22 protein-coding genes and 2 tRNA genes are annotated in these 25536 nt (G+C 73.3%); 12 read left to right on the top strand and 12 right to left on the bottom strand.

Translation table 11 applies throughout. From position 1 onward, the window contains the following. Nucleotides 1–22 precede the first annotated feature (22 nt). Nucleotides 23–1063: a TRM11 family SAM-dependent methyltransferase gene (locus BJP25_RS22175; RefSeq protein ID WP_075976934.1), complete on the bottom strand. Its 1041-nt coding sequence runs from the start codon at nt 1061–1063 to the stop codon at nt 23–25. Between the two features lie 130 nt (nt 1064–1193). Here BJP25_RS22175 and BJP25_RS22170 point away from each other — a divergent pair, with 130 nt between their 5' ends. The 4 genes from BJP25_RS22170 to BJP25_RS22155 are packed head-to-tail and all read left to right on the top strand — an operon-like array spanning nt 1194 to nt 5432. Further along, on the top strand, nt 1194–1820 hold the full coding sequence (locus tag BJP25_RS22170) for an ArsR/SmtB family transcription factor (RefSeq protein WP_075976933.1): 627 nt from the start codon (nt 1194–1196) through the stop codon (nt 1818–1820). Between the two features lies 1 nt (nt 1821). Further along, nucleotides 1822–2541 (top strand): SRPBCC family protein, encoded by a 720-nt coding sequence (locus BJP25_RS22165; RefSeq protein ID WP_075976932.1) that lies wholly within the window; start codon nt 1822–1824, stop codon nt 2539–2541. A gap of 34 nt (nt 2542–2575) precedes the next feature. Continuing rightward, nucleotides 2576–3115 carry a class I SAM-dependent methyltransferase gene (locus tag BJP25_RS22160; protein ID WP_075976931.1) on the top strand — a complete coding sequence of 180 codons (540 nt, stop codon included), beginning with the start codon at nt 2576–2578 and terminating at the stop codon, nt 3113–3115. A 16-nt stretch (nt 3116–3131) separates the two neighbouring features. Further along, the gene (locus BJP25_RS22155) at nt 3132–5432 is read left to right on the top strand and encodes a hypothetical protein (protein ID WP_075976930.1); all 2301 of its coding nucleotides are present in this window, start codon (nt 3132–3134) and stop codon (nt 5430–5432) included. On the opposite strand, the gene BJP25_RS22150 is transcribed toward BJP25_RS22155, so the two are convergent. Further along, nucleotides 5429–6145, bottom strand: coding sequence for an MBL fold metallo-hydrolase (locus tag BJP25_RS22150; protein ID WP_198943581.1), 717 nt, complete (start codon nt 6143–6145; stop codon nt 5429–5431). The genes BJP25_RS22155 and BJP25_RS22150 overlap by 4 nt on opposite strands. A 573-nt stretch (nt 6146–6718) precedes the next feature. On the opposite strand from BJP25_RS22150, the gene BJP25_RS22145 reads away from it, so the two are divergent. From BJP25_RS22145 to BJP25_RS22120, 6 genes are all read left to right on the top strand, one after another. Then, nucleotides 6719–8557 (top strand): selenium-binding family protein, encoded by a 1839-nt coding sequence (locus BJP25_RS22145; protein ID WP_233158206.1) that lies wholly within the window; start codon nt 6719–6721, stop codon nt 8555–8557. Between the two features lie 9 nt (nt 8558–8566). Continuing rightward, nucleotides 8567–10309, top strand: coding sequence for a hypothetical protein (locus tag BJP25_RS22140; RefSeq protein ID WP_075976928.1), 1743 nt, complete (start codon nt 8567–8569; stop codon nt 10307–10309). A 176-nt stretch (nt 10310–10485) separates the two neighbouring features. Beyond that, nucleotides 10486–10725 carry a hypothetical protein gene (locus BJP25_RS33595; RefSeq protein ID WP_075976927.1) on the top strand — a complete coding sequence of 80 codons (240 nt, stop codon included), beginning with the start codon at nt 10486–10488 and terminating at the stop codon, nt 10723–10725. Nucleotides 10726–10749: 24 nt separating this feature from the next. Continuing rightward, nucleotides 10750–10965 carry a hypothetical protein gene (locus BJP25_RS22130; protein ID WP_075976926.1) on the top strand — a complete coding sequence of 72 codons (216 nt, stop codon included), beginning with the start codon at nt 10750–10752 and terminating at the stop codon, nt 10963–10965. A gap of 382 nt (nt 10966–11347) precedes the next feature. Further along, nucleotides 11348–12610, top strand: coding sequence for a YeeE/YedE family protein (locus tag BJP25_RS22125; RefSeq protein ID WP_075976925.1), 1263 nt, complete (start codon nt 11348–11350; stop codon nt 12608–12610). A 98-nt stretch (nt 12611–12708) separates the two neighbouring features. Next, entirely contained in the window at nt 12709–13497 is a 789-nt protein-coding gene (locus BJP25_RS22120) for a nucleotidyltransferase domain-containing protein (RefSeq protein ID WP_084794349.1), read from the top strand. A 271-nt stretch (nt 13498–13768) separates the two neighbouring features. Here BJP25_RS22120 and BJP25_RS22115 read toward each other — a convergent pair. The 5 genes from BJP25_RS22115 to BJP25_RS22095 all read right to left on the bottom strand — a co-directional run bounded on the left by BJP25_RS22115 (nt 13769) and on the right by BJP25_RS22095 (nt 15856). Further along, nucleotides 13769–13854, bottom strand: a tRNA-Ser gene (locus BJP25_RS22115). Further along, entirely contained in the window at nt 13822–14454 is a 633-nt protein-coding gene (locus BJP25_RS22110) for a PIN domain-containing protein (protein WP_075976923.1), read from the bottom strand. Before BJP25_RS22110 ends, BJP25_RS22115 begins: the two co-directional genes overlap by 33 nt. Then, nucleotides 14451–15425 carry an ImmA/IrrE family metallo-endopeptidase gene (locus tag BJP25_RS22105; protein ID WP_233158205.1) on the bottom strand — a complete coding sequence of 325 codons (975 nt, stop codon included), beginning with the start codon at nt 15423–15425 and terminating at the stop codon, nt 14451–14453. Before BJP25_RS22105 ends, BJP25_RS22110 begins: the two co-directional genes overlap by 4 nt. After that, nucleotides 15311–15646 (bottom strand): helix-turn-helix domain-containing protein, encoded by a 336-nt coding sequence (locus BJP25_RS22100; RefSeq protein WP_075976921.1) that lies wholly within the window; start codon nt 15644–15646, stop codon nt 15311–15313. Before BJP25_RS22100 ends, BJP25_RS22105 begins: the two co-directional genes overlap by 115 nt. A gap of 138 nt (nt 15647–15784) precedes the next feature. Then, nucleotides 15785–15856 (bottom strand) — tRNA-Arg (locus BJP25_RS22095). Nucleotides 15857–16136: 280 nt separating this feature from the next. Between BJP25_RS22095 and BJP25_RS22090 the strand changes: the two genes are divergently transcribed. Further along, entirely contained in the window at nt 16137–17237 is a 1101-nt protein-coding gene (locus BJP25_RS22090; RefSeq protein WP_075976920.1) for an ABC transporter ATP-binding protein, read from the top strand. 79 nt (nt 17238–17316) lie between these two features. On the opposite strand, the gene BJP25_RS22085 is transcribed toward BJP25_RS22090, so the two are convergent. The 4 genes from BJP25_RS22085 to rpmE all read right to left on the bottom strand — a co-directional run bounded on the left by BJP25_RS22085 (nt 17317) and on the right by rpmE (nt 21424). After that, nucleotides 17317–19128 (bottom strand): amylo-alpha-1,6-glucosidase, encoded by a 1812-nt coding sequence (locus tag BJP25_RS22085; RefSeq protein WP_075976919.1) that lies wholly within the window; start codon nt 19126–19128, stop codon nt 17317–17319. A 52-nt stretch (nt 19129–19180) separates the two neighbouring features. Continuing rightward, nucleotides 19181–20041, bottom strand: a complete 861-nt coding sequence (prmC, locus tag BJP25_RS22080) for a peptide chain release factor N(5)-glutamine methyltransferase (protein ID WP_075976918.1) — start codon at nt 20039–20041, stop codon at nt 19181–19183. A 12-nt stretch (nt 20042–20053) separates the two neighbouring features. Then, the gene (gene prfA / locus BJP25_RS22075; protein WP_075976917.1) at nt 20054–21133 is read right to left on the bottom strand and encodes a peptide chain release factor 1; all 1080 of its coding nucleotides are present in this window, start codon (nt 21131–21133) and stop codon (nt 20054–20056) included. Nucleotides 21134–21211: 78 nt separating this feature from the next. Continuing rightward, entirely contained in the window at nt 21212–21424 is a 213-nt protein-coding gene (gene rpmE / locus BJP25_RS22070) for a 50S ribosomal protein L31 (protein WP_075976916.1), read from the bottom strand. A 238-nt stretch (nt 21425–21662) separates the two neighbouring features. Between rpmE and BJP25_RS22065 the strand changes: the two genes are divergently transcribed. After that, a complete protein-coding gene (locus tag BJP25_RS22065) occupies nt 21663–22106 on the top strand; it encodes a hypothetical protein (RefSeq protein WP_143219254.1) in 444 nt (147 codons plus the stop codon). A gap of 362 nt (nt 22107–22468) precedes the next feature. Here the strand turns inward: BJP25_RS22065 and rho are convergent, their stop codons facing one another. Beyond that, entirely contained in the window at nt 22469–24457 is a 1989-nt protein-coding gene (gene rho, locus BJP25_RS22060; protein WP_075976914.1) for a transcription termination factor Rho, read from the bottom strand. Nucleotides 24458–25536: the final 1079 nt, after the last annotated feature.

Raw genomic sequence — 25536 nt, 5'->3', positions numbered from 1 at the left:
CGATCGCCGCCCCACTGTCCTGTCAGGACGGTTTGCGGGCGACGACCAGGTCCCGGGTGATCGCCTGGTCCACCCGGTGCTCGAAGGAGCGGTAGACCTCGTCGTCCAACGGCTCCAGGCCCGCGCGGGAGAGCGCGTCGAGGACCTGCTCGCGCGGGGTCACCACGGTGTTCCAGGACAACCCGACCGTCCCGCCCGGCTTGAGCAGGCGCGTCCAGGCCGGGGCCGAGGCGGCGATGAGGTCCAGCGGCCTGCGGTCCAGCTCGCGCGGGCCGCCCGCCCGGGAGGCGTGCCGCACGCCGTAGGGGGCGTCGCCCACGACGACGTCGAACGAGCCCGCCTTGAAGTACTCGTCGGCGTGCACGGTGTCGCCGTTGACGAAGGTCAGCTCCAGCGAGTCGCCCGCCTTGTAGCTGTCCTTGTCGATGCCGATGGTGGCGCGCAGCTGCCTGCCGATGGTGCGCTTCTCCCGGCGGATGCGGGTGGTCTCGGCCTGGTGCTTGAGGCGCTTGCGCTTGAGCCAGGTCTGGATGAACTGCGCGTAGGCCTCGAAGTCCTTCTCGTCGAGGTCGAGGCCCGCGGCGTGCCAGCCGTACATCAGCGCCTGGTTGAGCGTCGTGCCCCGGCCGCACACCGGGTCCAGCACCCGCAGCCTGCGCCCCAGCGCCTCGCCCGCCGCGGCCGAGGACCAGACCGCGACGTTGAGCAGCAGCTTGGTGAAGTGCTCGTTGGTCTTGCCCGAGTACTTCTGGATGGTCAGCAGGTCGTCGTCGAAGCGGTCGAGCGGGCGCAGCGCCACCGGTTCGAGCAGGTCGCCGCGCCGGGCGAACAGGGCGAACGCCGAGGACAGGTTGGCCAGCACCGCCGCGTCCCGCTCGTCGAGCCCGTCGGCGGTGAAGCCGACGTAGCGCACCCCGGCCAGCTCGGTCTCCCCGATCCCCGCCACCCGCCCGCCGAGCACCGCCCGGTTGGCCACCTCCAGCTCGGCGGTGGTCAGCGCCACCGACGCCTCGGCGTACACGCGGTTCACGGCGGGCTGCACCAGCAGCACGTACTCGGTCATGGCTCCCACAGCGGGTCGGGGTCGGGTGTGGCGGACAGCGGATGCCCAGGTCAGCGGAGTCTAGGGCATCCGGCACACCGAACAGAAAAACTGTCTTGACAAGAAATGTTGTCGGTGGGAGGGTTGGGCCATGGACGAGGTGGCGGTGATCGAGGACCCGGCGGCGGCCGAGGTGGCGCTGGACCCGGTGCGGGCCAGGCTGCTGGCCGCGCTGGTCGAGCCCGGCTCGGCGGCCGCGCTGGCCGCGGTGGTCGGCCTGCCCCGGCAGAAGGTCAACTACCACCTGCGCGCCCTGGAGCGGCACGGCCTGGTGGAGCTGGCCGAGGAGCGCCGCCGGGGCAACGTCGTCGAGCGGGTCATGCGGGCCACCGCCGCCGAGTTCGTGATTTCCCCGGCGGCGCTGGCCGCCGTCGCCCCGGACCCGCGGCGCAGGCCGGACCAGCTGTCCGCGCGGTGGTTGGTGGCCCTGGCCGCCCGCACCGTGCGGGAGGTGGGGCGGCTCATCGCCGGGGCCAACGCGGCGGGCAAGCCGCTGGCCACCTACGCCGCCGACGCGGAGGTCACCTTCGCCTCCGCCGCCGACCGCGCCGCCTTCGCCACCGAGCTGCAAGCGGCCGTGGCGGACCTCGTCCGCCGCTACCACAGCGCCGACGCCCCCGGCGGGCGCAAGCACCGCTTCTTCGCGGGCCTGCACCCCGCCATCACCCGCGACTTCCCGACCCACCCCGAGAACAGCAACCCCGAGCAGGAGAACTGACATGACCGGCAAGCAGTTCCGCATCGAGCGCGAGATCGTCGTCGACGCCACCCCCGAGGACGTGTTCGCCGCCGTCACCGACGGGCTGGCGGGCTGGCTGTTCCCCGTCACCGTGCCCCCGGCCGACGGCACCCCCGACGAGTCCGGCGCCCGCGCCGTGGCCTGGGAGCCCGGCAAGCACCTGCACACCGTGGTGGGCGACCCGGAGGAGGGCTGGTTCAACTCCCTGGAGCACATCATCGAGGCGCGTGACGGCGGCACCACCGTCGTCCGCTACGTCCACAGCGGCGTGTTCACCGACGACTGGGACAGCCAGTTCGACGGGGCGAGCAAGCACACCGACTTCTACCTGCACTCCCTCGGCCAGTACCTCCAGCACTTCGCGGGCAGGCCGGTCACCTACGTCGACGCCCCCGGCACCGAGGCCTCCCAGCACCCGGGCGGGGTGGACGAGCTGCGCGCGGCCCTGGGCCTCACCGCCGACACCGCGGTGGGCGACCGCGTGGAGCTGGACATCCCCGGCCTGCCGACCATCACCGGCGAGGTCGACTACCTGCACGGCCAGTTCACCGGCATCCGCACCGCGGACTCGCTGCTGCGCTTCTACGGCCGCGAGCCCTGGGGCATGCCCGTCGCCGCGGCCCACCACGTGTTCGCCGAGGTCGACGGCGAGGCCGTGGCGAAGGCGTGGAACGCCTGGCTCGACGGCATCTGGGCCTGAGCCGCCGCCCGGCACCTGTGGCACCGTGACGGGCATGAGCTGGAACGGCGAGGACTACCAGTCCCGCTTCGACGCCCTGGCCGCCCAGGGCCGCGACGTCCACGGCGAGGCCGCCTTCGTCCGGGCCTTCGCCCCCGCGTCGGTGCTCGACGCGGGGTGCGGCACCGGGCGGGTGGGCATCGAGCTGGCGCGGCACGGGGTCGAGGTGGTGGGGGTGGACGTGGACCGGTCCATGCTCGCCACCGCCGCCCGCCTCGCCCCGCACCTGACCTGGCACCACGCCGACCTCACCACCCTGGACCTGGGCCGGGTGTTCGACGTGGTGGTGATGGCGGGCAACGTCCCGCTGTTCACCCCGCCGGGCACCGAGGCGGCGCTGGTGGCGGGGGTGGCCAGGCACGTCGCGCCCGGCGGCGCGCTCATCGCGGGCTTCTCCCTCGACCGCGGCTACTCGGCGGCCGATTACGACGCCCACTGCGCCGCGGCGGGCCTGGACCTGGTGGAGCGGTTCGCCACCTGGTCGCGCGACCCGTTCGACGGCGGCGACTACGCGGTGTCCGCGCACCGCCGCTGAGGGGCAGACTGGGCGCATGGCCGACCGCTACCGGGACGCCCTGCGCGACACCGCCCCCGGCGTCCTGCGCGGGCGCGAGGACGAGCTGGGCGACCTCGCCGCCTTCGCCGCGGGCGCCCCCGCCCACCGGCACCTGCGGGCACCGGCGGGGGCGGGCGGGACGGCGCTGCTGTCCTGGTTCGCCCTGCACCCGCCCGAGGGCACCCGGGTCGTGGCGTTCCTGGTCACCCGCGGCCTGGCCGAGCAGGACCACCGGGCCGCCTTCGTCGAGGAGGTGCTGGAGCAGCTGGCCGACCTGCTCGACCAGCCGCTCCCCCCGCTGCCCACCACGGCCCTGCGCGAGGCGCACCTGCGCGGGCTGCTGGCCGAGGCGGGCGACGGGCTGGTGCTGGTGGTCGACGGCCTCGACGAGGACAGCGGCCAGGGCGGCAGCATCGCCGCCCTGCTCCCGGCGGGCGGGCACGTCCTGACCTGCGCAACCCCCGGCTGGCAGGTGCCCGTCGACGTCCCCCCAGACCACCCGCTGCGCTCGGCCGAGGTGGTCGACCTCGCCCCGTCCCCGGCGGCCACCCTGGACGGGCTGCCCGACAGCGCGCACGACGTGCTCGGCCTGCTCGCGACCGCGCGCGGGCTCACCGCCGACGACGTGGCCGACCTGCTGGAGGTTGACGGGGCGGCCGCCCTGCCCGGTGTCGTCCAGCGCCGCAGCGGCTGGCACCCCGGGCGCCGGGTTCTGCTGCTCGCCCACGCCGAGCTCCAGCGGGAGGCGGAGCGGACCCTCCCGCCTGCCCGGCACCGCGAGGCCCTGCACGCCTGGGCCGAGCAGTACCGCGCGCTCGGGTGGCCGCCCACCACCCCGGAGTACCTGCTCGGCGGCTACTTCCGCGTCCTGCTGGCGGAGCGGGACGTGCCACGCCTGCTGGAGCTGGCGACCGACCACCGCCGCCACGACGCGACCCTCGCCGTGACGGGCAGCGATTCCCGCGCGTTGCAGGAGATCGCGGAGCTGGCCGCGCTCATCCCCGACGACACCGCCGCCCTCGCCCGGTTGGCGATCCACCAGGACCGCCTGCTCGGCCGCGCCCCCCGGGTCCCCACCACCCTCCCCGCGGTGTGGGCGGGGTGGGGGCACCTGACCCGCGCCGCGTCCCTGCTGCACGGGGTGGTGGGCGAGGTGCGCACGGCGCTGGCCGAGGTGGTCCGCCGCGCCGAGCCGTTCGACCCGGACCGGCTGGGCGAGCTGGTGGCGTCCTTCCCCCGCGACGACTCGGCACCCGCCCGCGCCGTCCTCGCGGGCCGGGCGGGCGACCGGGACCGGCTGACCGCGCTGCGCAAGGAGGCGACCGAGGTGGACGTGGCCGTCGAGCTGGTGCGGGCGTGGGTCGCGCTGGGCGACGCCGCCGACGACACCGACGACGCCGTGCGCGTGGCCGAGGACGTGATCGGCCCGCCGCGCACGGCCGCCGACGCGCCCCGGCTCGACCTGATCCGCGCCGTCGGCCCCGGCCCGGTGGCCCAGCGCCTCGCCGCGGCCGTCGTGGGCCCGGTCCCGCGCGTGGCCGCGTTCGACCTCGCGGGCGCCGACCCCGAGCAGGTGCGCGCCGAGGCCGCCCGGCTCGCGCCCACCGACCGCGTGCGCTGGGCGCTGGCGACCGCGACCGCGCCGGGGGAGCTGGCCGCCATCCGCATCCCCCGCACCCACCCGCTCGGCGCCGCGTCGCTCGCCGTGGCCGCCGCCCGCCGGGCCAGGGAGCTCGGCGCCGCCGAGGTCGCCGACCGCCTGGGCGCCACCGCCGTGCGCGGCCTGGCCACCACCGCCGAGAGCCGCGCCCGCGACGACGTGCTGCTGGCGCTGTCCGAGGCGGGGACCCGGCCGGTGGACGCCCTCGCCGCCGCGCGCCGGGTCGTCGACCGGCGCACCCGGGCCGCGGCCATCGCCGGGGTCGCGGCCCGCTCGACCCCGGCCGCGGGCCGCGACATCGCGCTGCTGGCCGAGTCCGAGGCGCGCGAACCGGTGACCGACCAGGAGCGGGAGGCGTGCCTGTGGCTCGTCATCGGCGCCCTGGCCGAGGTCGGTGACCACGACCTGCTCGCCGCGGCCGTGCGCCGCTCGGCGGACCCGGCCGTGCGCGCCGACCACGCGCGCCTGGACCCGGGGGAGTTCGCCCTGCGCACCGAGGGCCCGGCCCCGGAACCGCCGCTGGGCCACGTGGTCGACCACGACCGGGTCGCCGCCTTCGCCCGCCGCTGGACGCACACCGACCCCGCGGCCGTGCGGGCCGCCGCCTCGGAGTTCCTGCGGGTGTGGTGGCCCTAGAGCAGGTTCCTGGCGTGCTGGGCGGCGTCCGCGATGGGTTGCCGCACCACGGGTCCGTGGCCCGGCAGGATCACCGACGCGTCCAGCCCGGCCAGGGTGTCCAGCGCCGCCACCGTCGCGGCCTGGTCGTGGCTGAAGAACGGGCGCAGCAGCTGCGGGCCGTCCACCCGGGAGGTCGGGTGCGCGGTCACCAGGGTGTCGCCGGTGATCACCGCGCCGCTGCCGGGCAGGTGGTAGGCGCAGTGCCCGCTGGTGTGCCCGGGGGTCGGCACGGGCACCGGGGAGCCGGGCACGTCGAGGGGGGTGGGGAACTCCTGTGCGCTGGGCACCTTGACCGGCTTGAGCGCCCCGGCGCGCAGCAGGTAGAGCGTCCACGGCAGGAAGCCGGGCCGCCACGCGTTCGACACGATGTCCCACGGGGTCGCCTGCTGCAGGAACTCCCGCCGGGCGTGCGCGGCCTCGGGCGCGGTGGCGTAGACCGGCGCCGAGACCTCCGACAGCAGCGCGGGCAGCCCGCCGATGTGGTCCACGTGCGCGTGGGTGAGCAGCACCGCCGCGATGTCGCCCAGCCGGAAGCCCAACCGCTCGACCGACTCGCGCAGCGCCGGGAAGTCGCCCGGGTAGCCGCTGTCGACCAGGGTCAGCGCGCCGCCCTCGACCAGCAGGGTCCAGTTCACGTGCTCGCCCTCGACGAAGTGCACGCCACCGGCCACTTCGGTCGTCCTCGGTGCACCCACCGCTGCCCTCCGGTATCCTGAATGCGATTCGGAAAGTCCTTGCAACGAGCCAACTCCGCGGTGGTTACGGTAGCAGTGATCACACGTCCGGCCGGGAACCGCGTCCCGTGCGGCCGCACGGGCGCCCGGGACCGCTCGCGCCCGGGGTGGACCGGTTCAGATCATCACGTTCGGTGATTTCCTCACCCGAACGGCCGCCTGTTCGTCCCACTTCGCTGCTCCAAACGGCGTACGGTGACTCTTTCTCAGGCTCGTCTCAGACTTTGGCACCCGATTGCGGCCTTTCGGGCCGGTCGCGCATCCTCCTCGGCATGCGCTACTCCCTCGCCCTGGTCGCACGGTTGCACGTGGACCTCTGCCAGCAGTCCAGCGCGCTCTGATCCCGTCCACTGAGGACGTCCACACCACACCAGCCGGCGGGTAGGCCGGCACCGCACCAGATTCCCGCGCGGCGACGCCGCGCGGGCTCCCGACGCGTGCCCTGAGCGGGTCGGGGGACACCGCGCGCCCGAACCCGGGCGCCGGTCCGCACCGAATGACGGAGTTGTCATGTCCACGAAGAAGCAGCGCTGGCAGAGGAGGCTTTCCGGTGCCCTGGCCGGGATCCTCGCCGTCGGCGCGCTGACCTACACCGGTGAGAACAGCGCCGCCTACGCCGACGTGCAGACCACGACCGACTCGAAGGTGGCCGCGGACGGCAAGTCCTACTGGGTCACCAACCACCTCGTCGGCGACGCCGCGAACCGCACCGCCGCGGCGGAGGGCAAGCGCAAGGAGTGGCTGCTGGTCTGGGCTGGCGACGAGAACATCGCCGACACCCTGGTCAAGGACCTCAAGAACCTGCCCGGTTCGCTGACCGGCGGCCTGTCGAAGATCACCAACGCGCTGCCCGGCCCGGACTTCCTGGCCGTCATCGACGCCACCGAGGGCTCGCCCACCTACGGCCACGTGGTCAACACCGCCACCGTCGGCCCGCTGGTGGAGAACGAGCCGCACCACATGCAGTACGTGTGGCACAAGGGCGACACCATCTACGCCGGTGCGCTCTTCGCCGCGGCCACCTACGCCTTCGACGTGAGCGCGCTGCCCGAGCTCAAGCTCAAGGGCGTCAGCCTGCCCACCAACACCCTCGGCGGCTCGGTGCCCGACGCGTACTGGACGCTCAAGGACGGCACCGCGTACGGCACCTACATGGGCGGCCCGGTCGCCCCCGGCCCGTACGTCTACGCCAACGGGCAGACCGCGATCTCCAACGGCTTCGCGGGCAGCCCCGGCGCGGTCATCCGGTTCGACCAGACCGGCAAGGTGCTCAGCCAGACCTCCGCGGCCACCCCGCAGGGCGACGACCCCAAGCTGTGCGCGAACCTGCCGCAGCTGGGCGCGCCGACCTGCGCCAACCCGCACGGCATCCAGGCCCGCGAGGACCTGAACACGCTGGTCACCAGCGACTACGCCGAGCCGAGGAACATCATCCTCGACCCGGTCAAGCAGCCGTCGCCGTACCTGCGCCGCCCGACCGTGCGCACCTGGGACATCTCCGACCGCAACAACCCCAAGCTGCGCGCGGTGTCCTACCTGCAGGACGGCCCGCGCGCCAACGCGGCCGACCCGCTGCACAACGAGTCCCGCGCGGTCATGGAGACCACCGTGACCAACCTGCCCGGCCACAAGGGCGCCTTCGCCCAGACCATGCAGGGCGGCGCGGTGCACTACACCCCGGACATCACCGCGGCCGAGCCGCACTGGTACGAGGTGTTCGACGACGGTGCCGCCGCGCAGGACATCTACGCGGGCAACGACAGCAACGGCGCGGGCTCCAACGGCGGCTGGATCCAGACCAGCCCCGACGACAAGTACCTGTACCGGGCCATCACCGGCCGCGGTAAGGGCGCGCTGGGCCCCAACGACCCGGGCTCCACCGGTGGGGTCTACGTGCTCGACATCCAGAAGCTGCTGGCGGCGGGCACGGACTTCAAGTGCCGCATCGACACCCTGGCCGAGGCGCAGAACGGCGGCGCCGAGGAGGACTGCCCGACCGTCGCGGGTGCCGCGCCGATCAACCCGGGCCAGCCCGCCGCGGGTCCGCACTGGGGCGCCTACGACAACTTCGCCCTCGGTGAGGACGGCTACTACCACGAGACGACCACCCCGCAGCGCATCGCGGTGTCGAACTACTTCGTGGCCCGCTCCGGCCTCGACGGCGACCACAAGGTGAACATGCTCAAGCTGGGCGCCGACGGCAAGGTCAGCGTCGACACCACCTTCAAGGACGAGTTCTCCGGCCAGGTCGGCATCAACTTCAACCGGCAGTCGTGGCCGCACGGCCCGTTCGGCAACGCCAAGCCGCACTCGGAGATCTTCGTCGTCGCCGACGCGGACCTGAAGTAGGGACACCCCATGGAGCACCCTCACGGTGGTCTGGCCACCGGCGGCGTGGACACCGCGCTGCTGCCGCTGGTCCTGCGCCTGGTCCTGCTGCTCACCGGCGCCGTCGTCGCGGGGATCGGCCTGCTGCGCCCGCAGCTGACCGCCCTGCCCGGGCGGTTGGTGCTCGTCGCGTCCGCCGCCTCGGCGGTCTCGGCGGCCCTCGCGGTGGTCTCGGTGGCGGCGGCGGACGTGCACTGGCTCGGCGCGCTCGGGCACGTGCTGCTCGTCGCGGCGGTGCCCGCGCTGCTCGCCCGACCGGTCGCGGCCCGCTGGGCCGCGGTGGCGCTGGGCCTGCTGCTGGTGGTCGAGACCACCGCGGGGCGCTCCGGGGTGGACTTCGCACTGGACACGGTCTACGTGGCCGCGTCGACCGCCTGGCTCGGCCTGGCGGCGGTCACCGCCCTGGTGCCCGCCGACCAGCGCCGGGCCCCCAGGGCCGACCAGCTCACCGTGACCCTCGGCGGCGCCCTCGCCGTCGTGGGCGCGGTGCGGCTGGTGTCCTCCGGGCTGGCCTTCGACCGCAGGGTCGTGGGCAGCGCGCTCGGCCTGGTGCTGGTGGCGGCGGTCGCGCTGCCGCTGCTGGTCACCGCGCTGGCCGTGGTCCGCGCGGGCACCGCCCGCCGCTGGGGCGCGGTCGGGGTGGCCGCCGGGTTCGTCGCCTGGACCGCGATCGCCGCGGTCCCGGTGCCGCCCGCGCTGCCCACCCCGGGCGTGCCGGTGCTGGTGGACCTGGCCGTGGGCGACACCCTGGTGCCGACCCTGGTCACCCCGAACCGCCCGGGCACCAACCTGGTGCACTTCCCGGCGTCGGCGGGCCGCGACCTCACCGTCGCGGTCGCCGGTGGCGCGGAGGTGCCCGCGGTGCCCCGGGCGGGCGCGGAGGGCACCTGGGCGGAGGTGGAGCTGCCGCAGGGCCGGTCGGACCTGACCGTCACCCGCGGCGGCGACACCGACCGGGTGGACCTGGACACCGGCACCGACCTGGTCGACCTGCGGGCCACCGGCCCCGACGGCCCGGAGTGCGCCAGCGCCGCCCTGGGCTCGCTGGTGGCGGGCAGGCGCGACACCCTCACCGCCTGCCCGGGCGACGCCCTGTCGCCCCAGGACGACGAAGCGCTGCGCAAGCTGGTCGGGTTCCTCAAGGCCAGGGGGGCGGCAGGCGTGGTCCTGCGCTCGGACACCTCCCCCCGCGGCTCCCGCGCGGCGCAGGTCGTGCAGGACGAGGCCACCGCCCAGGGCCTGCGGGTGGACACCGCCGGTGGCGAGGACAACGCCCTCGTCGTGGTGGGCGGCTGGGAGTCCGCGGCGGGCGCGCTGAACGTGGCGCGCACGCAGCAGAGCGAGGCGCCGGTGTACCAGTACGGGCTGTACGTGGCCCCGTGGCTGGTCAACACCCCGCTGGTCACCTCGGTGACCTCGGTCAACGCCCCGCTGCGCTTCGACCCCAGGGAGACCCAGCCGGTCACCTACGCCATCGCCGTGGGCAACGCCTTCGGCGGCGAGAGCCCCACCCTCGAAGGCCTCCGCGCCTGGCTGGGCGACCGGGTGTCCGACGTGGACGGCAAACCCCGCATCTACGCGGCGGCCCAGGTCACCGTCATGTCCATGGCCCCGGGCGAACCCCACGCCCCCGGCATGCCCATGTCCGAGGACCTCCCCGGCCAGTGGGTCGGCAAGGCCACCATCGTCCCGGTCAGCGGAGTCCTGCTGTAGCGCGTGTTCCACGAACCCGCCACCCACCCCGCGTCCCCGCCCGGCATCGTTCCCCACCTGCCACCACGGCCGCCTGCACCGCCCCAGGCGACCCGGCACAAGGACAACCGGGCTGACGCGCACCTCTTCAGGAACACCTAGCCCGCACTCAAGCTGACACCACAAGGAGAACAACCGTGAAGACCCTCTCGCGCGCGCTCGTGGCGGGAATCGCCACCGCCGCCCTCACCACCGGCGCGGCAGGCATCGCCGCCGCCGACACCACCGCCGAGACCACCGCCCCCGTGACCACCCAGGACACCCCCGCCATCTGGGTCCTCCCCGGCGTGGACCTCGGCGGCCTGCTCGCCCCCACCACCCTCGTCCCGGGCGCCCTCGCCCCCGTCTTCGGCCTCATCCGCTTCATCGGCGGCTGACCCACCCCCACAGGAGGAACCACCATGCGCACCACCATCACCCGAGGCCTCATCGCCGCGACCCTCGCGGCCACCACCCTCACCGGCCTCGCCACCACCGCCACCGCCGACCCGGTGATCGTCGACCAGCCCGACACCAGCCAGCTCAACGACATCTACACCTTCGCCCCCCTGGGCATCCCGGTCTTCGGCCTCATCCAGTCCATCGTCCGGGCCCCCACCTACATCCTCCCCCAGTAACCCCCCGCACCCCCGGGCCGCCCGACCCCCCACGGGGCCGGGCGGCCCCCCTCACGCTGCTCAACCTGAGCACCCAGCCACCGCACCAACTCGCTCCCCAAAGAACGGGCGCACAACGGATTCGGCGGCCCGGCTACGGGTCTGCCCGGGTGGGTGGTTGTGCTTGACAGGGGAAGGCGATCATGTGCTACCCACGGCCGGGGGGTGGGGCCGCAGGCCTCACCTTTTCCCCACCCCGAGCACGTGATCGCCGCAGGGGCCCCTGTCAAGCAGAACCACCCACCCGGGCACGCCAACAAAATCCCGCTTCTTTTGCTCTGCTTAGAACCTGAGCAAGCAGGAACCCCACCCGCACAAGCAAGCACCCCCCATGGAGTCCCCCATGTCCACCACCGCCGACCAGACCTCGGACGAGAGATTCTTCCCCACCTCCTGCGCCGCCCCCACCGCCCCGCCCGAGGAACCCGTCAAGACCGTCCCCCTCGCCGTCTCCGCCCTGCTCGCCGCGGGCCTGACCGCCTACGTCTGGGCGGCGCACGGCCCCAAGTTCGGCGTGCTGCTCCTGCTCGGCCTGGGCCTGGGCGTGGCGCTGTTCCACTCCCGCTTCGGGTTCACCTCGGCGTGGCGGCAGCTGGTCGCGGTGGGCAACGCCGAGGGCGTGCGCGCGCACTCGCTGCTGCTGGGCACCGCCGCCACCCTGGTCGCGCTGATCTGCGCGACCGGCGCGGGCCTGTTCGGCTCGAAGCCCGCCCCGACGGCGTCGCCGCTGGGGCTGGCGCTGCTGGTGGGCGCGGTGCTGTTCGCGATCGGCATGCAGCTGGGCGGGTCCTGCGCGTCGGGCACCCTGTTCGCGGTGGGGTCGGGGCAGTCGACGATCGTGTTCACCCTGTTCGGCTTCATCGCCGGGTCGGTCGTCTACACCGCGGCGTCGCCGGTGTTCACCGGGTGGCCGTCGCTGCCGGGTGTGCTGCTGTCGCAGCACGTGGGCTGGTTCGGCTCGTGGGCGATCACGATCGCGGTGCTGGCGGCGATCGTGCTGGCGACCCGCTGGGTGCAGAAGCGCCGCAACCCCCCGCCGGTGGGCGTGGTGCCCACCGCCCACGGCCTTGCCCGCGTGGTGCGCGGCTCGTGGCCGCTGCTGGTCGGCGCGGTCGTGCTGGGGGTGCTGGCGGGCGCGGTGTTCCTGGTCTCCGGCGGGATCTGGGGCGTCACCTCGGCGTTCGCGCTGTGGGGTGCGAAGGTGCTGCAGCTGGTCGGCCTGCACCCGGAGAACTGGACCTTCTGGCAGCAGCCCGCCAACGCCAAGCAGCTCGCCGGGTCCATCTGGGCGGACAAGAACTCCCTGACCGACATCGGCATCATGATCGGCGCGGCGGTCGCGGCCTCCCTGGCGGGCGCGTGGAAGCTGCACAGCTCGATCCCCTGGCGCACCGCGGTGGCGGCCGTCCTCGGCGGTGTCCTCATGGGAATCGGCGCCCGCCTGGCCGGTGGCTGCAACATCGGCGCCTACCTCGGCGGCGTCTCCGTCGGCAGCCTGCACGGCTGGCTGTGGGCCGTGTTCGCCCTGGGCGGCACGTGGATCGGCCTCAAGCTGCGCCCGCTGTTCGGCCTCACCAACCCGGTCCGCACCGACAGCATCTGCTGACCCCCGGCACTCGACGAGGGCGCGACCGGTCCGCGGTCGCACCCTCGCTGTGGATAACCGCGAGCGCGGATCGGCGCCCCCGTGCCACCATCCCCGCCATGGCAGCGAACCCACACACCGAGTACGGCAACCGCGCTCATGCGATGAGCGGGGAGATCCTGCGCACCGTCGTCGGTTCCGGTGTGCACGGCATCGCGATCCCCGGCACCGACGACCACGACGAGATGGGCGTGTTCGTCGAACCGGCCCCCACCGCCCTGGGCGTCGACAAGCCGTTGGAGCACTACGTCTTCCGCACCCAGCCCGAAGGCGCCCGCTCCGGCCCCGGCGACACCGACCTGATCCTGTACTCCCTGCGCAAGTACCTGCGCTTGGCGGTCCGGGGCAACCCCACCGCGCTCCTACCCCTGTTCGCCCCCGCGGAGTCCGTCATCACCACCACCCCGCTGGGCGACGAGCTGCGCGCGCTGGGCCCGCGCCTGCTGTCCCGCGAAGCCGTCCACCGCTTCCTCGGCTACATGAACGCCCAACGCGAACGCCTGCTCGGCACCAGCAAGCGCGACGTCCCCCACCGACCCGAACTCGTCGCCGCCCACGGCTACGACGTCAAGTACGCCTCCCACGCTCTCCGCCTCGCCTACCAGGGCCGCGAACTGGTCACCACCGGCACGCTCACCCTCCCCATGCCCCACCCCGAACGCACCCGGGTCCTCGCCGTCAAGCGCGGCGACGTCCCCGACAAGTCCGAGGTCCTCGCCGAGATCACCCACGTCCAGCAGGAGGTCGAAGCAGCCCTGCCCACCAGCCCCCTCCCACCCGCCCCGGACCTGGACGCCATCTCCACCTGGTCCGCGAGCGCGCACCTGCGCCACTGGCAGGCCGCCTGACCCGCCCGCGGGAGGAATCCCTGTCCACCACGTGCCCGCCCGCTCACCCCCACGAGCCCCGGCGGCAGGCGCACCCGCTCGAAGATCGCTCGAACCGCGCTCGACGTGCGCTGGAGCCCGTGACCACCGAACGGGCACGGGACGCTCGAACAGTTGTGTTCACGGGCAGGTCTGTGATTGCCCAACACCGCCCACCCGGCCCGTCCCGGCGGCCCCCGGACAGCACAAAGACCAGGTCGACCACCCGTGGTGGGTGGTCGACCTGGTCTGGTGGTGCCCCCGGCAGGATTCGAACCTGCGCTCCCGCCTCCGGAGGGCGGTGAACTACTCAGAAGTCACTCGAGTCGACCACGTGGCCGGGGACAGGAGATATGTGCTGTCGATCGGCGGCAGGCCGTCGTCCAGCCCGCGCTTCTGGGTGTAGATCGAGCGCATCGCGCCCCGATCCGGGATGTGCGGACCGCCTGCTGCTCGCTGGAGGACCGTTTCTGTCTTGACCAGTCGGACGTTCCCAACCGGTCGGCCTCCTGCGCGCAGACGCTCAATACGTCGAATCTCGAGGACGGCCATCTTTATTCCCTGACCGTCGTCCATCAACACTGTCACTTCCTTGCCTGCTTCAGCCGCCACCACCGCGTGCGCGACTACCATCGTTTCGCCCAAGTCCTTGGAGTTGCGTTGCCGCGTCTCCATAGGTACTTGCGTCATCCGGCTCACCACTGCGTCGAGTTCTGACGTCCGGTTGTCTGAGAGCACTTCGAGCCACCTCGGGACCAACTTCGGCAACGTTGCACCGACACGCTGGAATCGGGAGTCGCGCTCTGCTTTGCGCATCATCTCATCTCGGACGGTCTCTGGGGTGCTGAGAGGCCCTAGAACCTCGATGAGAAGTCGCTCCTTTCCGATGGAAAGGAAGTTCAGGCCGGGTCCCGCGTCGATTATCGGACGCTCTGTCATCCCGAGTCTTTCTGAGGGGCTGTGCTCTCAGGTTCGCAGGGGCCGCCCAGATCGACATCCAAGGCGGCCATATCGACCTGGGGGGTCTCCAGCTCGGCTGCCCCGGTCCACGTCGCAGGCGGGATGACCGGCACGATGCCCGCGTCGTGGAGGTCGGTCTCAACCTGCGCGACGGGAACCTCCAACAGGGTCGCGATAGCCTGCGCGGGTAGGATGCCCTCGGCATAGCCTCGGATGGCGCGTGCCAGCAGACGTTGAGGCGCGCGGCGCTTGTTCGACAGTTCCTGGAGTGAGCGGTATTGATCGATCCATCCGAAGCGAATGGCCAACTGAGGGGTAGTCACGGCCATCCATCGTTGCTTGGTCGCGAAGTCAATCTGCCCTGCTTGGTGAAGGGCGATCGCCGCCAGTTGCGGTGACACCAGGAAACGCTGGACTACCTCAGACAGCACAGCTTCGTCGGTGGCGGTCCTGCCCGCGACGATCGTGACAACACCTTCCACTGGAATTAGCAAATGACGAGCGAAGGCGTCCGCCCGCACTTCTTCAAGGCTGCGATCTCGGCTCCGATCGCTCCATTCTGTCCAGTCCTCGAACAGGACGTGCGCCAATTCATGCGCGAGCGTGCTCCTCTGCCGCATCGGGTGCGTGGTGCGGGCCACCCCGATGAAGACAGCGCCGCTGGCAGGATCGCGCATTGTCAGGCCGTGCTCATCGGGATCGGTATCGAGCACGGCGACATCGACGCCCGTCGTCAACTCGACTAATGCGATGAGATCGCCCAAGGGCAGGACGCCCAGGTTGTGCTCATGGCGGAACCTTGTCGCTGCGGCGCGTCCTTCTTCTTCTCTTGTCATCAGATCGTGGCGGGGATCGCTTGGTCGTCCAGATAATCGTTGAGCTGCAAGAAGTGCAGCAGAGATCCACGCAATTGCTCCATGGCCGAGTTGCTGGTCGACCTTGCCGCGCACTGCACGCGATCAGCCACTGCTGTGTTCCCAGTCAACTGGGCCACGGTGTGGCCAGTCGCGAGTGCCAAGGCAACTACTTCAGGCACCTTTGCCTCGCGGTCTCCCGAGATGATCCTCGACAAGGTCGACTGAGATATCCCGGCTGCCGCGGCCAGATCGCGTTGGCTCAGTCCCGCCGCCCTACGCGCGCGGTCGACGAGCCCTCCTAGCTCCGCAGTCATGGTCCCCCCAAGTCTTGAATCAGTCTTCCCCGTATTGATTCAGTCTACCTCTGGTCGAGCTGATCTGCCACCGCGCCTGAGGCTGAAATGCGCGAAGCCCGCCAGCTGCGGTGCAGCTGGCGGGCTTCGCGTGACAAGTGCCCCCGGCAGGATTCGAACCTGCGCTCCCGCCTCCGGAGGGCGGTGCTCTATCCCCTGAGCTACGGGGGCCCGTCGCTCTGTGCTGAGAAGACTAGCGCATCCCCACAACCGGGTTGCGCACGCCCCCGGCACCCGGTCCCGTGCCCGTTTCGGCCCCGGCGGGTGACCGGGTTGTGCGCGGTTGGGCCGGGTCCGGGCGGGCGGCTGCCCGCCCCGGGCACAGCGGGTGCCCGTTTGCGCCCGGGCAGGCGCGGGCGGCTCTGGTGGATGAGGTGTGACCTGGGGCATCCTGTGGGCTCGCGGCCGGCGTTGGATGCGGGTGGCGCTTATCACTTGGAGGCGAGGCAACGTGGCCGAGGTCCGTTATGAGGCAGCGTCGAGGGTCTACCCCGGGTCGCCGCCGGTGCGCGCGGTGGACGGGCTGGACCTGGAGGTCGAGGACGGCGAGTTCCTCGTGCTCGTGGGGCCCTCGGGGTCGGGCAAGTCGACCGCGCTGCGGATGCTGGCGGGCCTGGAGGACGTCAACGAGGGCGCGATCCGCATCGGTGACCGCGACGTCACCAACGTCCCGCCCAAGGGGCGCGACATCGCGATGGTGTTCCAGTCGTACGCGCTCTACCCGCACATGACGGTCGCGCAGAACATGGGCTTCGCGCTCAAGCTGCAGAAGCTGCCCAAGTCCGAGATCGACCAGAAGGTCCAGGAGGCCGCCCGCCTGCTCGACCTCACCAAGTACCTCGACCGCAAGCCCAAGGCGCTCTCGGGTGGTCAGCGGCAGCGGGTGGCGATGGGCCGGGCCATCGTGCGCGACCCGGCGGTGTTCCTCATGGACGAGCCGCTGTCGAACCTCGATGCGAAGCTGCGGGTGGAGACCCGCGCCAACATCGCCGCCCTGCAGCGGCGGTTGGGCACGACCACGATCTACGTCACCCACGACCAGGTCGAGGCGATGACGATGGGGCACCGGGTCGCGGTGCTCAAGGACGGCCTGCTCCAGCAGTGCGACACCCCCCGCGCCCTCTACGACCGGCCCGCCAACGCCTTCGTCGCCGGGTTCATCGGCTCCCCCGCCATGAACCTGCAGGCCGCCCCGGTCACCGCCGAGGGCGTCCGCCTCGGCGGCCTGGACATCGCCCTGCCCCGCGAGCTCAACACCGCGGTCCGCGGCGCGAACCTGGACACCGTCACCGTCGGCGTCCGCCCCGAGTCGCTGGCCCTGGCCCCCACCGGCACCGCGGGCGGCTTCGGCCTGGTGGTCGAGCTGGTCGAGGAGCTGGGCGCCGACGCGCTGGTCCACGGCACCATCGAGGGCTCCGACTCCGCCGACCGCCTGGTCATGCGCGTCGACGGCCGCACACCGCCCGCCCTGGCGCAGACCGTCACCGTCACCGTCCGCGACGCCGAGGAGCTGCACCTGTTCCACCCGGAGACCGGCGAGCGCGTCGCCTGACCCCTCCCGCGCCACGCCGCCCTGGCCACCACCACCCCGGTGACCAGGGCGGCGTTTCGCGTCCGGGGCCCGTGAAGGATCAGGTCCGCACCTCGAACCCCGCGGGCGCGTCGACCTCGACCGAGTCCCCGACGCGGACGGACAGCTCGCCGCCCGCCAGCCGGATCCCCGCTGCCTCGAACGGGCCGAGGGGCAGCGGGCGGGGTGGCCGCACCCGCAGCACGCGCGCGGGCACGTCGACCTCCAGGCCGAGCAGCCGCCACAGGACGCTGACCCCCGCCGCCGCCGACCAGGCCTGCGGGTGGCAGGAGGACGGGTAGGGCGTGCGGGTGACCTGGCCGCCGAGCAGCTCCGGCAGCTCCCCGTCCCGGTCCGCCGCGGCCAGCAGCCGCAGGGCGATGTCGGCGGCCTCCTCGGGGAAGTCCGCCGCCAGCGCGCGGGCGGTGATCGCCGTGTCGTGCGGCCAGGTGGACCCGCAGTGGTAGCTCAGCGGGTCGTGGACGGCCGAGCCGGTCGACAGGGTGCGCAGGCCGAACGGCCCGAGCAGGTCCGGTCGGCGCAGGCGGGCGACCACGAGCGCCTCCTCCTCCCGGGTGAGCAGGCCCGTGCCCACCAGGTGGCCCGCGTTGCTCGTCACCTGCCCGACCGGGCGCCCGGTGCCGTCGACGGCCAGCGCGGGGAAGCCGTCCACCCAGAACGCCGCCCGGAAGTCCGCGCGCAGCCGGGCGGCGCGCTCGCGCAGCGACGGGTCCGGCTCGCCGAAGGCGTCGAGCAGGTCGGCGCCCCTGGTCAGCGCCTCGTGCGCGTACGACTGGACCTCGCACAGCGCGATCGGCGCCGCGGCGCGGGTGCCGTCGGGGAAGCGGACGGCGTCGGGGGAGTCCTTCCAGCCCTGGTTGGCCAGGCCGGTGCCCGTCCGGTCGACGTAGCGCAGGAACGTGTCGTGGCCCGCGGTCCAGGCCAGCGCCGCCTTGAGCGCGGGCAGCAGCTCGCGCACCTGGTCGTCGGGGAGCCCGGCTCGCCAGGCGTCGTGCAGCAGGCAGGCCCACAGCGGGGTGGCGTCGACGGTGCCGTAGTAGAGCGCGGGCAGGCGCATGCCGTCGAGCTCGAAGGGGCCGCGCCGCAGCTCGTGCGGGATCTTGCCGGGCTCCTCGGCGGTCGCGGGGTCGTGCTCGCGGCCCTGCAGCCTGGCGAGCGCGCGCAGCGTGCCCGCGGCCAGGTCGAGCGACACCGGCAGGGCGAGCCGGGCGGCCCAGATGCTGTCGCGGCCGAACAGCGTCAGGTACCAGGGGGCGCCCGCCGCGGCGAAGGCGTTCTCGCCGTCGGAGAGCGCCAGCGCGTTGAGGTCGTCGACGCCGCGGGTGACCACCGTGGACAGCCTGGGGTGGCTGGTCGTGGGGCTGTGGACAACTTTCCCCGCCGAGTGGTGCAGACCGCTAGCGTCGTGGAAGGTCGCTGACCACCGCGCGGTGAAGTGCTGTTCACCGATGTCCCAGACGAGGCTGGAACCCTCGACGCGGGCACCGGGGGCGGTGACCACGCAGCCGATCCCGCCCGCCGCCCACTGGAGCGGGGGAGAGGGGTCGACGGACACCGGTTCCGCACCGGACTTGATGTCCTCGACCCCGGCGAGGTCGGAGGCGAGCACGACCCGGAGGCGCGAGCCCGCGCCGCCGGTCACGGTGATGTCCTCGACCAGGGAAGTGGGGGTGAGGGATCGACGGGTTTCGACCTGCCCAGGGCACTCGACGTCGATGCGCGAGAGCACCCGCCGGTCGCCGTGCAGCACCCCGGTGGCACCCCCTCCGACCCGGCGGTCGGCGGTGGTGATCAGGACGGACGTGCCCGCCACGGTGATCAGCAGGTCGTCGAGCCGCGGCTGTCGGGTCACCCGCTCACCCTAAGCGCGCCCACCACCCCTGCCCACCCGCGGACGGGCGGCCTCAGGTGCGGCGGGCGGTGGTGAAGCGCGGCCTGCCCGCCAGGTCCCGGTGCAGCGCGACGTCCGCGAACAGGGTGCGGGCGGCGAACAGGGCCGGGACGGACTCGCCGTGGGTGTCGTCGTGCTCGACGGCCACCGCGCCCCCCGGGCGGAGCAGGCAGGCCGTCAGGTCCACCAGGGACCTGATCACCGCCAGGCCGTCCGCGCCCGCGAAGACGGCGTGGTGGGGGTCCGCGGCGACCTCCGGGGAGACCGGCGTGCCCTCGGGCACGTACGGCGGGTTGCTCAGGACCAGGTCCACCCGCCCGTCGAGGTCGGGCAGGGGGTCGGGGGCCGTCACGTCCGCCGCGTGCAGGCGGACCGGGGCGCCGCCCGCCGCCGCGAGCGCGTCGACGTTGCGGCGGGCCCAGGCCAGCGCCGCCGGGTCCTTCTCCACCGCGTGGACGGTCGCGTCCGGCCGGGCGTGCGCCACGCCGAGGGCCAGAGCACCCGTGCCCGTGCACAGGTCGACCACCACTGGTGCGCTGACACCCCCCAGCGCTTCCAGTCCCCACCGCAGGAGCAGCTCGGTCTCCGGGCGGGGGACGAACACACCAGGGCCGACGGCCAGGTCCAGGTCGCCCAGCGGGGCGGTCCCGGTCAGGTGCTGCAACGGCTCCCTGGCGGCCCGGCGGGCCACCAGCGCGCCCAGCGCGGCCACCACCTCGTGGTCCACCAGCGGCACCATCAGCAGCTTACCGCGGGGCACGCCGAGGACGTGGGCGGCCAGCAGCTCGGCGTCCACCCTGGGGGTGTCCACACCGGCCGCCGCGAGGGCGCGCTCGGCCTCGGCGACGGCCAGCCGCAGGGGTTGCCTGGTCACCGGGTCAGCCTCTCACCCGCTGCTGTGCGCCGCGAGCCGCTCGGCCCGGTCGGCCGAGGCCAGGGCGTCGAGCACGCCGTCGAGGTCACCGTCGAGCACGGACTCCAGGTTGTGCGCCTTGTAGCCGACGCGGTGGTCGGAGATGCGGTTCTCCGGGAAGTTGTAGGTGCGCACGCGCTCGGAGCGGTCGACCGTGCGGACCTGGCTGCGCCGGGCGTCGGAGGCCTGCTTGGCGGCCTCCTCCTCGGCCGCGGCGGCCAGCCGGGAGCGCAGCACCTGCATGGCCCGCGCCTTGTTCTGCAACTGGGAGCGCTCGTTCTGGCAGGACACCACGATGCCGGTGGGCAGGTGGGTGATGCGCACGGCGGAGTCGGTGGTGTTGACGCTCTGCCCGCCCTTGCCCGAGGACCGGTAGACGTCGATGCGCAGGTCCTTGTCCGGGATCTCCTCGAAGTCCGCGGCGTCCTCGGCCTCCGGGTACACCAGCACGCCCGCGGCGGAGGTGTGGATGCGGCCCTGCGACTCGGTGGCGGGCACCCGCTGCACCCGGTGCACCCCGCCCTCGAACTTCAGCCGCGCCCACACCCCGTCGGGGTCGCTGCCGCGGCTCTTGATCACGACGGTGACGTCCTTGTAGCCGCCCAGGTCGGACTCGGTGCCGTCGAGCACCTCGGTGCTCCAGCCGTGCCGCTCGGCGTAGCGCAGGTACATCCGCAGCAGGTCGCCCGCGAACAGCGCGGACTCCTCGCCGCCCTCGCCGGACTTGACCTCCAGCACCACGTCGTCGCCGTCGTGCGGGTCGCGGGGCAGCAGCAGCTCGGTGAGCTTGGACTCCAGCGCGGGGATCCGCTCGCGCAGCGCGGCGGCCTCCTCGGCGAAGGCGGGGTCCTCCGGCGCCAGCTCCTCGGCCGCGCCCAGGTCCGCGCGGGTCGACTCCAGCTCGCGCAGCACCTTGACCACGGGGGTCAGCTCGGCGTAGCGCCGCCCGAGCTTGCGCGCCCTGGCCTGGTCGGCGTGCACGGCGGGGTCGGCGAGGTCCTGCTCCAGCTCGCCGTACTCGGCCACCAGCTCGGTGAGTGCGGGGGAGTCCACCTGCGGTCCTTCTGCTCGTCGGGGTCGGAACACGGCGACGGCGCCCGCCCCGGGTGGGGTCGGGCGCCGTGCACGGGGCTAGCGGGCGGCGCGCTTGCCGTAGCGCGCCTCGAAGCGGGCGATGCGGCCACCGGTGTCCAGGACCTTCTGCTTGCCCGTGTAGAACGGGTGGCAGGCGGAGCAGACGTCGACGGTGAACCCGGGGTTGCGGGTGCTGCCCGTGGTGAAGGTGTTCCCGCAGCCGCAGGTGACGGTGGTCGCGGCGTAGTCGGGGTGGATCGCAGTGCGCACGGTGGTCGCCTCTCTGGAGTGGCCGCCGGGTCCCCGGGTCGTGCTGGGGTGAACCGGTGCCTGGCTCGACCTGACAGTCTGCCAGATCCGGCAGACAGCTCGTTCAACACGCCTGGTCGATGCAGTATTCCGACCGCTCACCGAACCATAACGGCGTCCCACCGCCCCCTGCGCCCGCTCGCAGACGGCGCCCCACCACCCGCTGCGGGTGATCGACACTGGTCCGGTGCTGTGCGGCGTGGGCAGACCCCTCTCGGTGGCGGCGTGGCTGGTCCTGCCGCTGCTGTTCGCCGCCGCCGTCCTCGCCCTCACCGCCGCCGGTGGCCTCCTGCTCGACGCCACCTGGCCCGTCACCCTCTCCAGCTGGCTCGGCGGTGGCGCCGCGGCCATCGCCGCCGCCCTCGCCCCCTCGGTCAACTGGCGCGGCCGCAGGCAGCGCCTGGTCCTCCCCGCGACCTACCCCCTGCTCCTGCTCACCGCGGGCCTCGCCTCCGACGCCGTCGCGGTCCCCCAACCCGTCGGCCTCGCCCTCGGCGCCCCCGCCCTGCTCGCCGTCGTGGTGGGGGTCGCCCGCAGGCTGCGCAGGCCCACCCCCCGCCCGGCCGACACCGAGTCCACAGTGGTCATCCCGACCCAATCCCGCCCCACCCCCAGCAGAACCCCCCGCGGCGTCAACGCCTGACCCGCACCTGCCCACTCCGCTTCGGCCACCCCGCAGCCACACCCGTTCCGGCCGTGCACCCACTCCAGCCCCGCGCCCAGCCAGGCACCGCACCGTCCGGCCCCGCACCACCCGACCCGGAACCCGCCCCAACCCCGCAGCCACTCCCCGTCCCGCACCGATCCCCGCCCCATCTCCGGGCGCGCTGCCGCCCGGGTACCCCGGGCAAGGGGACCCCTGTTTTCAACGCTACCGACGCTCAGCGCGAGCTGGAAGACGCGCGCTCGGGCTGTGGACAGCTCGCAGGGCTGTGGACAGCTGGGGGAGCAGGAAGCACTGCGGCCCCCCACCGGGATCGGTGGGGGGCCGCAGCGGGGGTGCGCCTAGTCGTCGTTCTGCGACGGGGTGGTCTTGGCCACCTGCATCAGGAACTCGATGTTGGTGCGGGACTTGCGCAGCCGGTCGAGCAGGAGCTCGATGGCGGCCTGGCCGTCCAGGGCGTGCAGGACCCGGCGGAGCTTGACCGTGACGGCCAGCTCGTCGGGGGAGAGCAGCAGCTCCTCCTTGCGGGTGGAGGACTGGTCGACGTCCACCGCGGGGAAGGTGCGCTTGTCGGCGATCTTGCGGTCGAGCTTGAGCTCGGCGTTGCCGGTGCCCTTGAACTCCTCGAAGATCACCGTGTCACCGGCCGACCCGGTCTCCACCAGCGCGGTGGCGAAGATGGTCAGCGAGCCGCCGCCCTCGATGTTGCGCGCCGAGCCCAGGAAGCGCTTCGGCGGGAACAGCGCGGTCGAGTCGACACCACCGGAGAGGATGCGGCCCGAGGCGGGGGCGGCCAGGTTGTAGGCGCGGCCCAGCCGGGTGATCGAGTCCAGCAGCACGACCACGTCGTGCCCCATCTCCACCAGGCGCTTGGCGCGCTCGATGGACAGCTCGGCGACCGTGGTGTGGTCCGACGGCGGCCGGTCGAAGGTCGAGGCGATGACCTCGCCCTTCACCGAGCGCTGCATGTCGGTGACCTCCTCGGGGCGCTCGTCGATGAGCACCACCATGAGGTAGACCTCGGGGTTGTTCGTCGTGACCGCGTTGGCGATCGACTGGAGCACCGAGGTCTTGCCCGCCTTGGGCGGGGACACGATGAGCGCGCGCTGGCCCTTGCCGACCGGCATCACCAGGTCGATGACGCGGGTGGTGAGGATGTGCGGCTCGGTCTCCAGGCGCAGCCGTTCGTTCGGGTAGAGCGGGGTCAGCTTGGTGAACTCGGGGCGGTTCTTGGCCGCGTCCGGCTCCAGGCCGTTGATCGTCTCCACCCGGACCAGCGGGTTGAACTTCTGCCGCTGCTGCTCGCCCTCGCGCGGCTGCTTGACCTGGCCGGTGATGGCGTCACCGCGGCGCAGGCCGTACTTGCGCACCAGCGACAGCGACACGTAGACGTCGTTCGGGCCCGCGAGGTAGCCGGAGGTGCGCACGAAGGCGTAGTTCTCCAGCACGTCGAGCACGCCCGCGACGGGCAGCAGCACGTCGTCGTCGCGCACCTCGGTGTCCGGCGCCCCGCCGCCGCCCTCGACGCGGCCACCGCGGCGGCGCCGGTCGCGGAAGCGGCGACCGCGGCGGCCACCGCGCTCGTCGTCGTCATCGTCGTCCGGGCCGGTGGAGCGGTTGTCCTGCTGCTGCGGACGGCCGCGGTCACCCCGGTCGCCCCGGTCCTGGCGGTCCCCGCGGTCCTGCCGGTCACCCCGGTCCTGGCGCTCGCCGCGGTCGGAGCGGTCGCCCCGGTCCTGGCGGTCCTGCCGGTCGCCGCGGTCGGGGCGCTCGCCACGCTCGCGGCGCGCCTCGCGCTGCGGGCGGTCCTGGCGCTCGTCGGTGCGGGCGGCGCGCTGCTCGGGCTGCTCGCCGTCGGCACCCCCCGCGGGCCGGGTCGCCCGGCGGCGCCGGGTCTCGCGGCGCGGGGCGTCGTCGGTGTCGGGGCGCTCGTCCTGCGCGGGCGCCTCGACCCTGGCCGCGGGCGCCTCCTGGACGGGCTCGGCGACGCGGCCCACCGCGGCGGCGTCGGCGACGGCCTCGGCCACCTTCGCGGGGGCGGCGGCCCGGGTGGACCGGCGCGGCTCGCGCTTGGGCTTGGCCGGGGACTCCTCGCCGTTGAGCGGCAGCTGCTGGGGGGCGGCGGACGCCCCGCCCTGCCGCTCCTTGATCGCAGCGATGAGGTCTCCCTTGCGCATCCCGGTGGTGCTGGCGATGCCCAGCTGCCCGGCCAGCTCCCGGAGGTCGGCGAGCACCATCCCGGACAGGCCCGCCCGGCGCTTCGGCGCGGCGCTCGACTTGTCCGCGGTCGCCTCAGCCGCGTCGCTGCTCAACAGATCGGTATTGCTCACACAAGTCCTTCCTGACCGGTCCCCGCCTCCAACGTGGACCAGCGGACCACCGTCCGGCGGTGTGCGGGACGGTGCCTGCCTCCTCCGGTTGACCACCCCGGCCGCGACATCGGCGAGGCGCCGCGCGAGTCGTACGACCCGGCTGCCAACTGGGAGCATCTGGTCACCACAGTCGTCGGGAACCCGCGAGTCCCGACCCCGACCTCTGGAGAAGGACTGGGCCGGCGCTCCGGCAGATGATGCGACCCGGGGAAGACCCCCCGGGCACGATACCGGGCGCCCGTGCGCGCGGTGACTGAACGCCCCCGAGGGTAGACGCCCCTCACCCGAGGTGCAACAACCGGGTCACAGCGCGTCGCACCCGCCCACCTGGTGATCTCGGTCACGAGGGACCGCTCCCGGCGCCCGACCTCCACCCCTCCTCCCCGGCACCGCCCGCCTCCCTCGCTGCCCTCGCCCCTAACCCCCCGACCCAGCCCACGCTCCCGCTGGCGTCCCCCGGGCGAGGGGACCCCTGTTTTCAACGTTACCGCTGCTCAGCGACGTTCTAGAAGGGGTTGCGCCGCCCCTGTGGATAAGTCGACGGCATGTGGATGAGCGCGGCGAGGGTGGCGTCGAGGGGCGTGCGCAGGCACGGGCGCGGCTACTTCACGCGGCGAAGCCGTGGCGGTGCGCGTTGACGCGCGGGGCGGCGATGGGTGGGGTGCGTACTCGTCGCGAGCTGGCGCACGGGTCCCCCGGCCAGGGGGACCCCTGTTTCTCACGCTATCGGCGGGCCGGGCGGGGCCGGAAGATGTGAAGTTGGGCTGTGGATGGTTGGGGCGTGCGGGTTGTCCACAGCCCAACGGGTGTGGACAACGGGTTCCGAGTTGGCTCCGTTGGGTGAATGGGGCGGCTGATCGCGCGACGGGGGTTGGTTCTGGTGAGTGAAGTTCTGGTGGAGGTCTGGGGAATTGACGCGGATCGGCGTCGTGGCGGGTGCGCGGCGATGCGGGGAGCGATGCGCATGCGGCGGCTCGGGTACCCCGGGCAAGGGGACCCCTGTTTTCAACGTTACTGCTGGTCAACGCGGGGGTGGA

The organism is Actinokineospora bangkokensis (genome assembly GCF_001940455.1).
GTDB classification, from domain to species: domain Bacteria; phylum Actinomycetota; class Actinomycetes; order Mycobacteriales; family Pseudonocardiaceae; genus Actinokineospora; species Actinokineospora bangkokensis.
The sequence above is the reverse complement of the archived record's forward strand: the minus strand, read 5'-3'. Positions and strand labels throughout refer to the sequence as shown.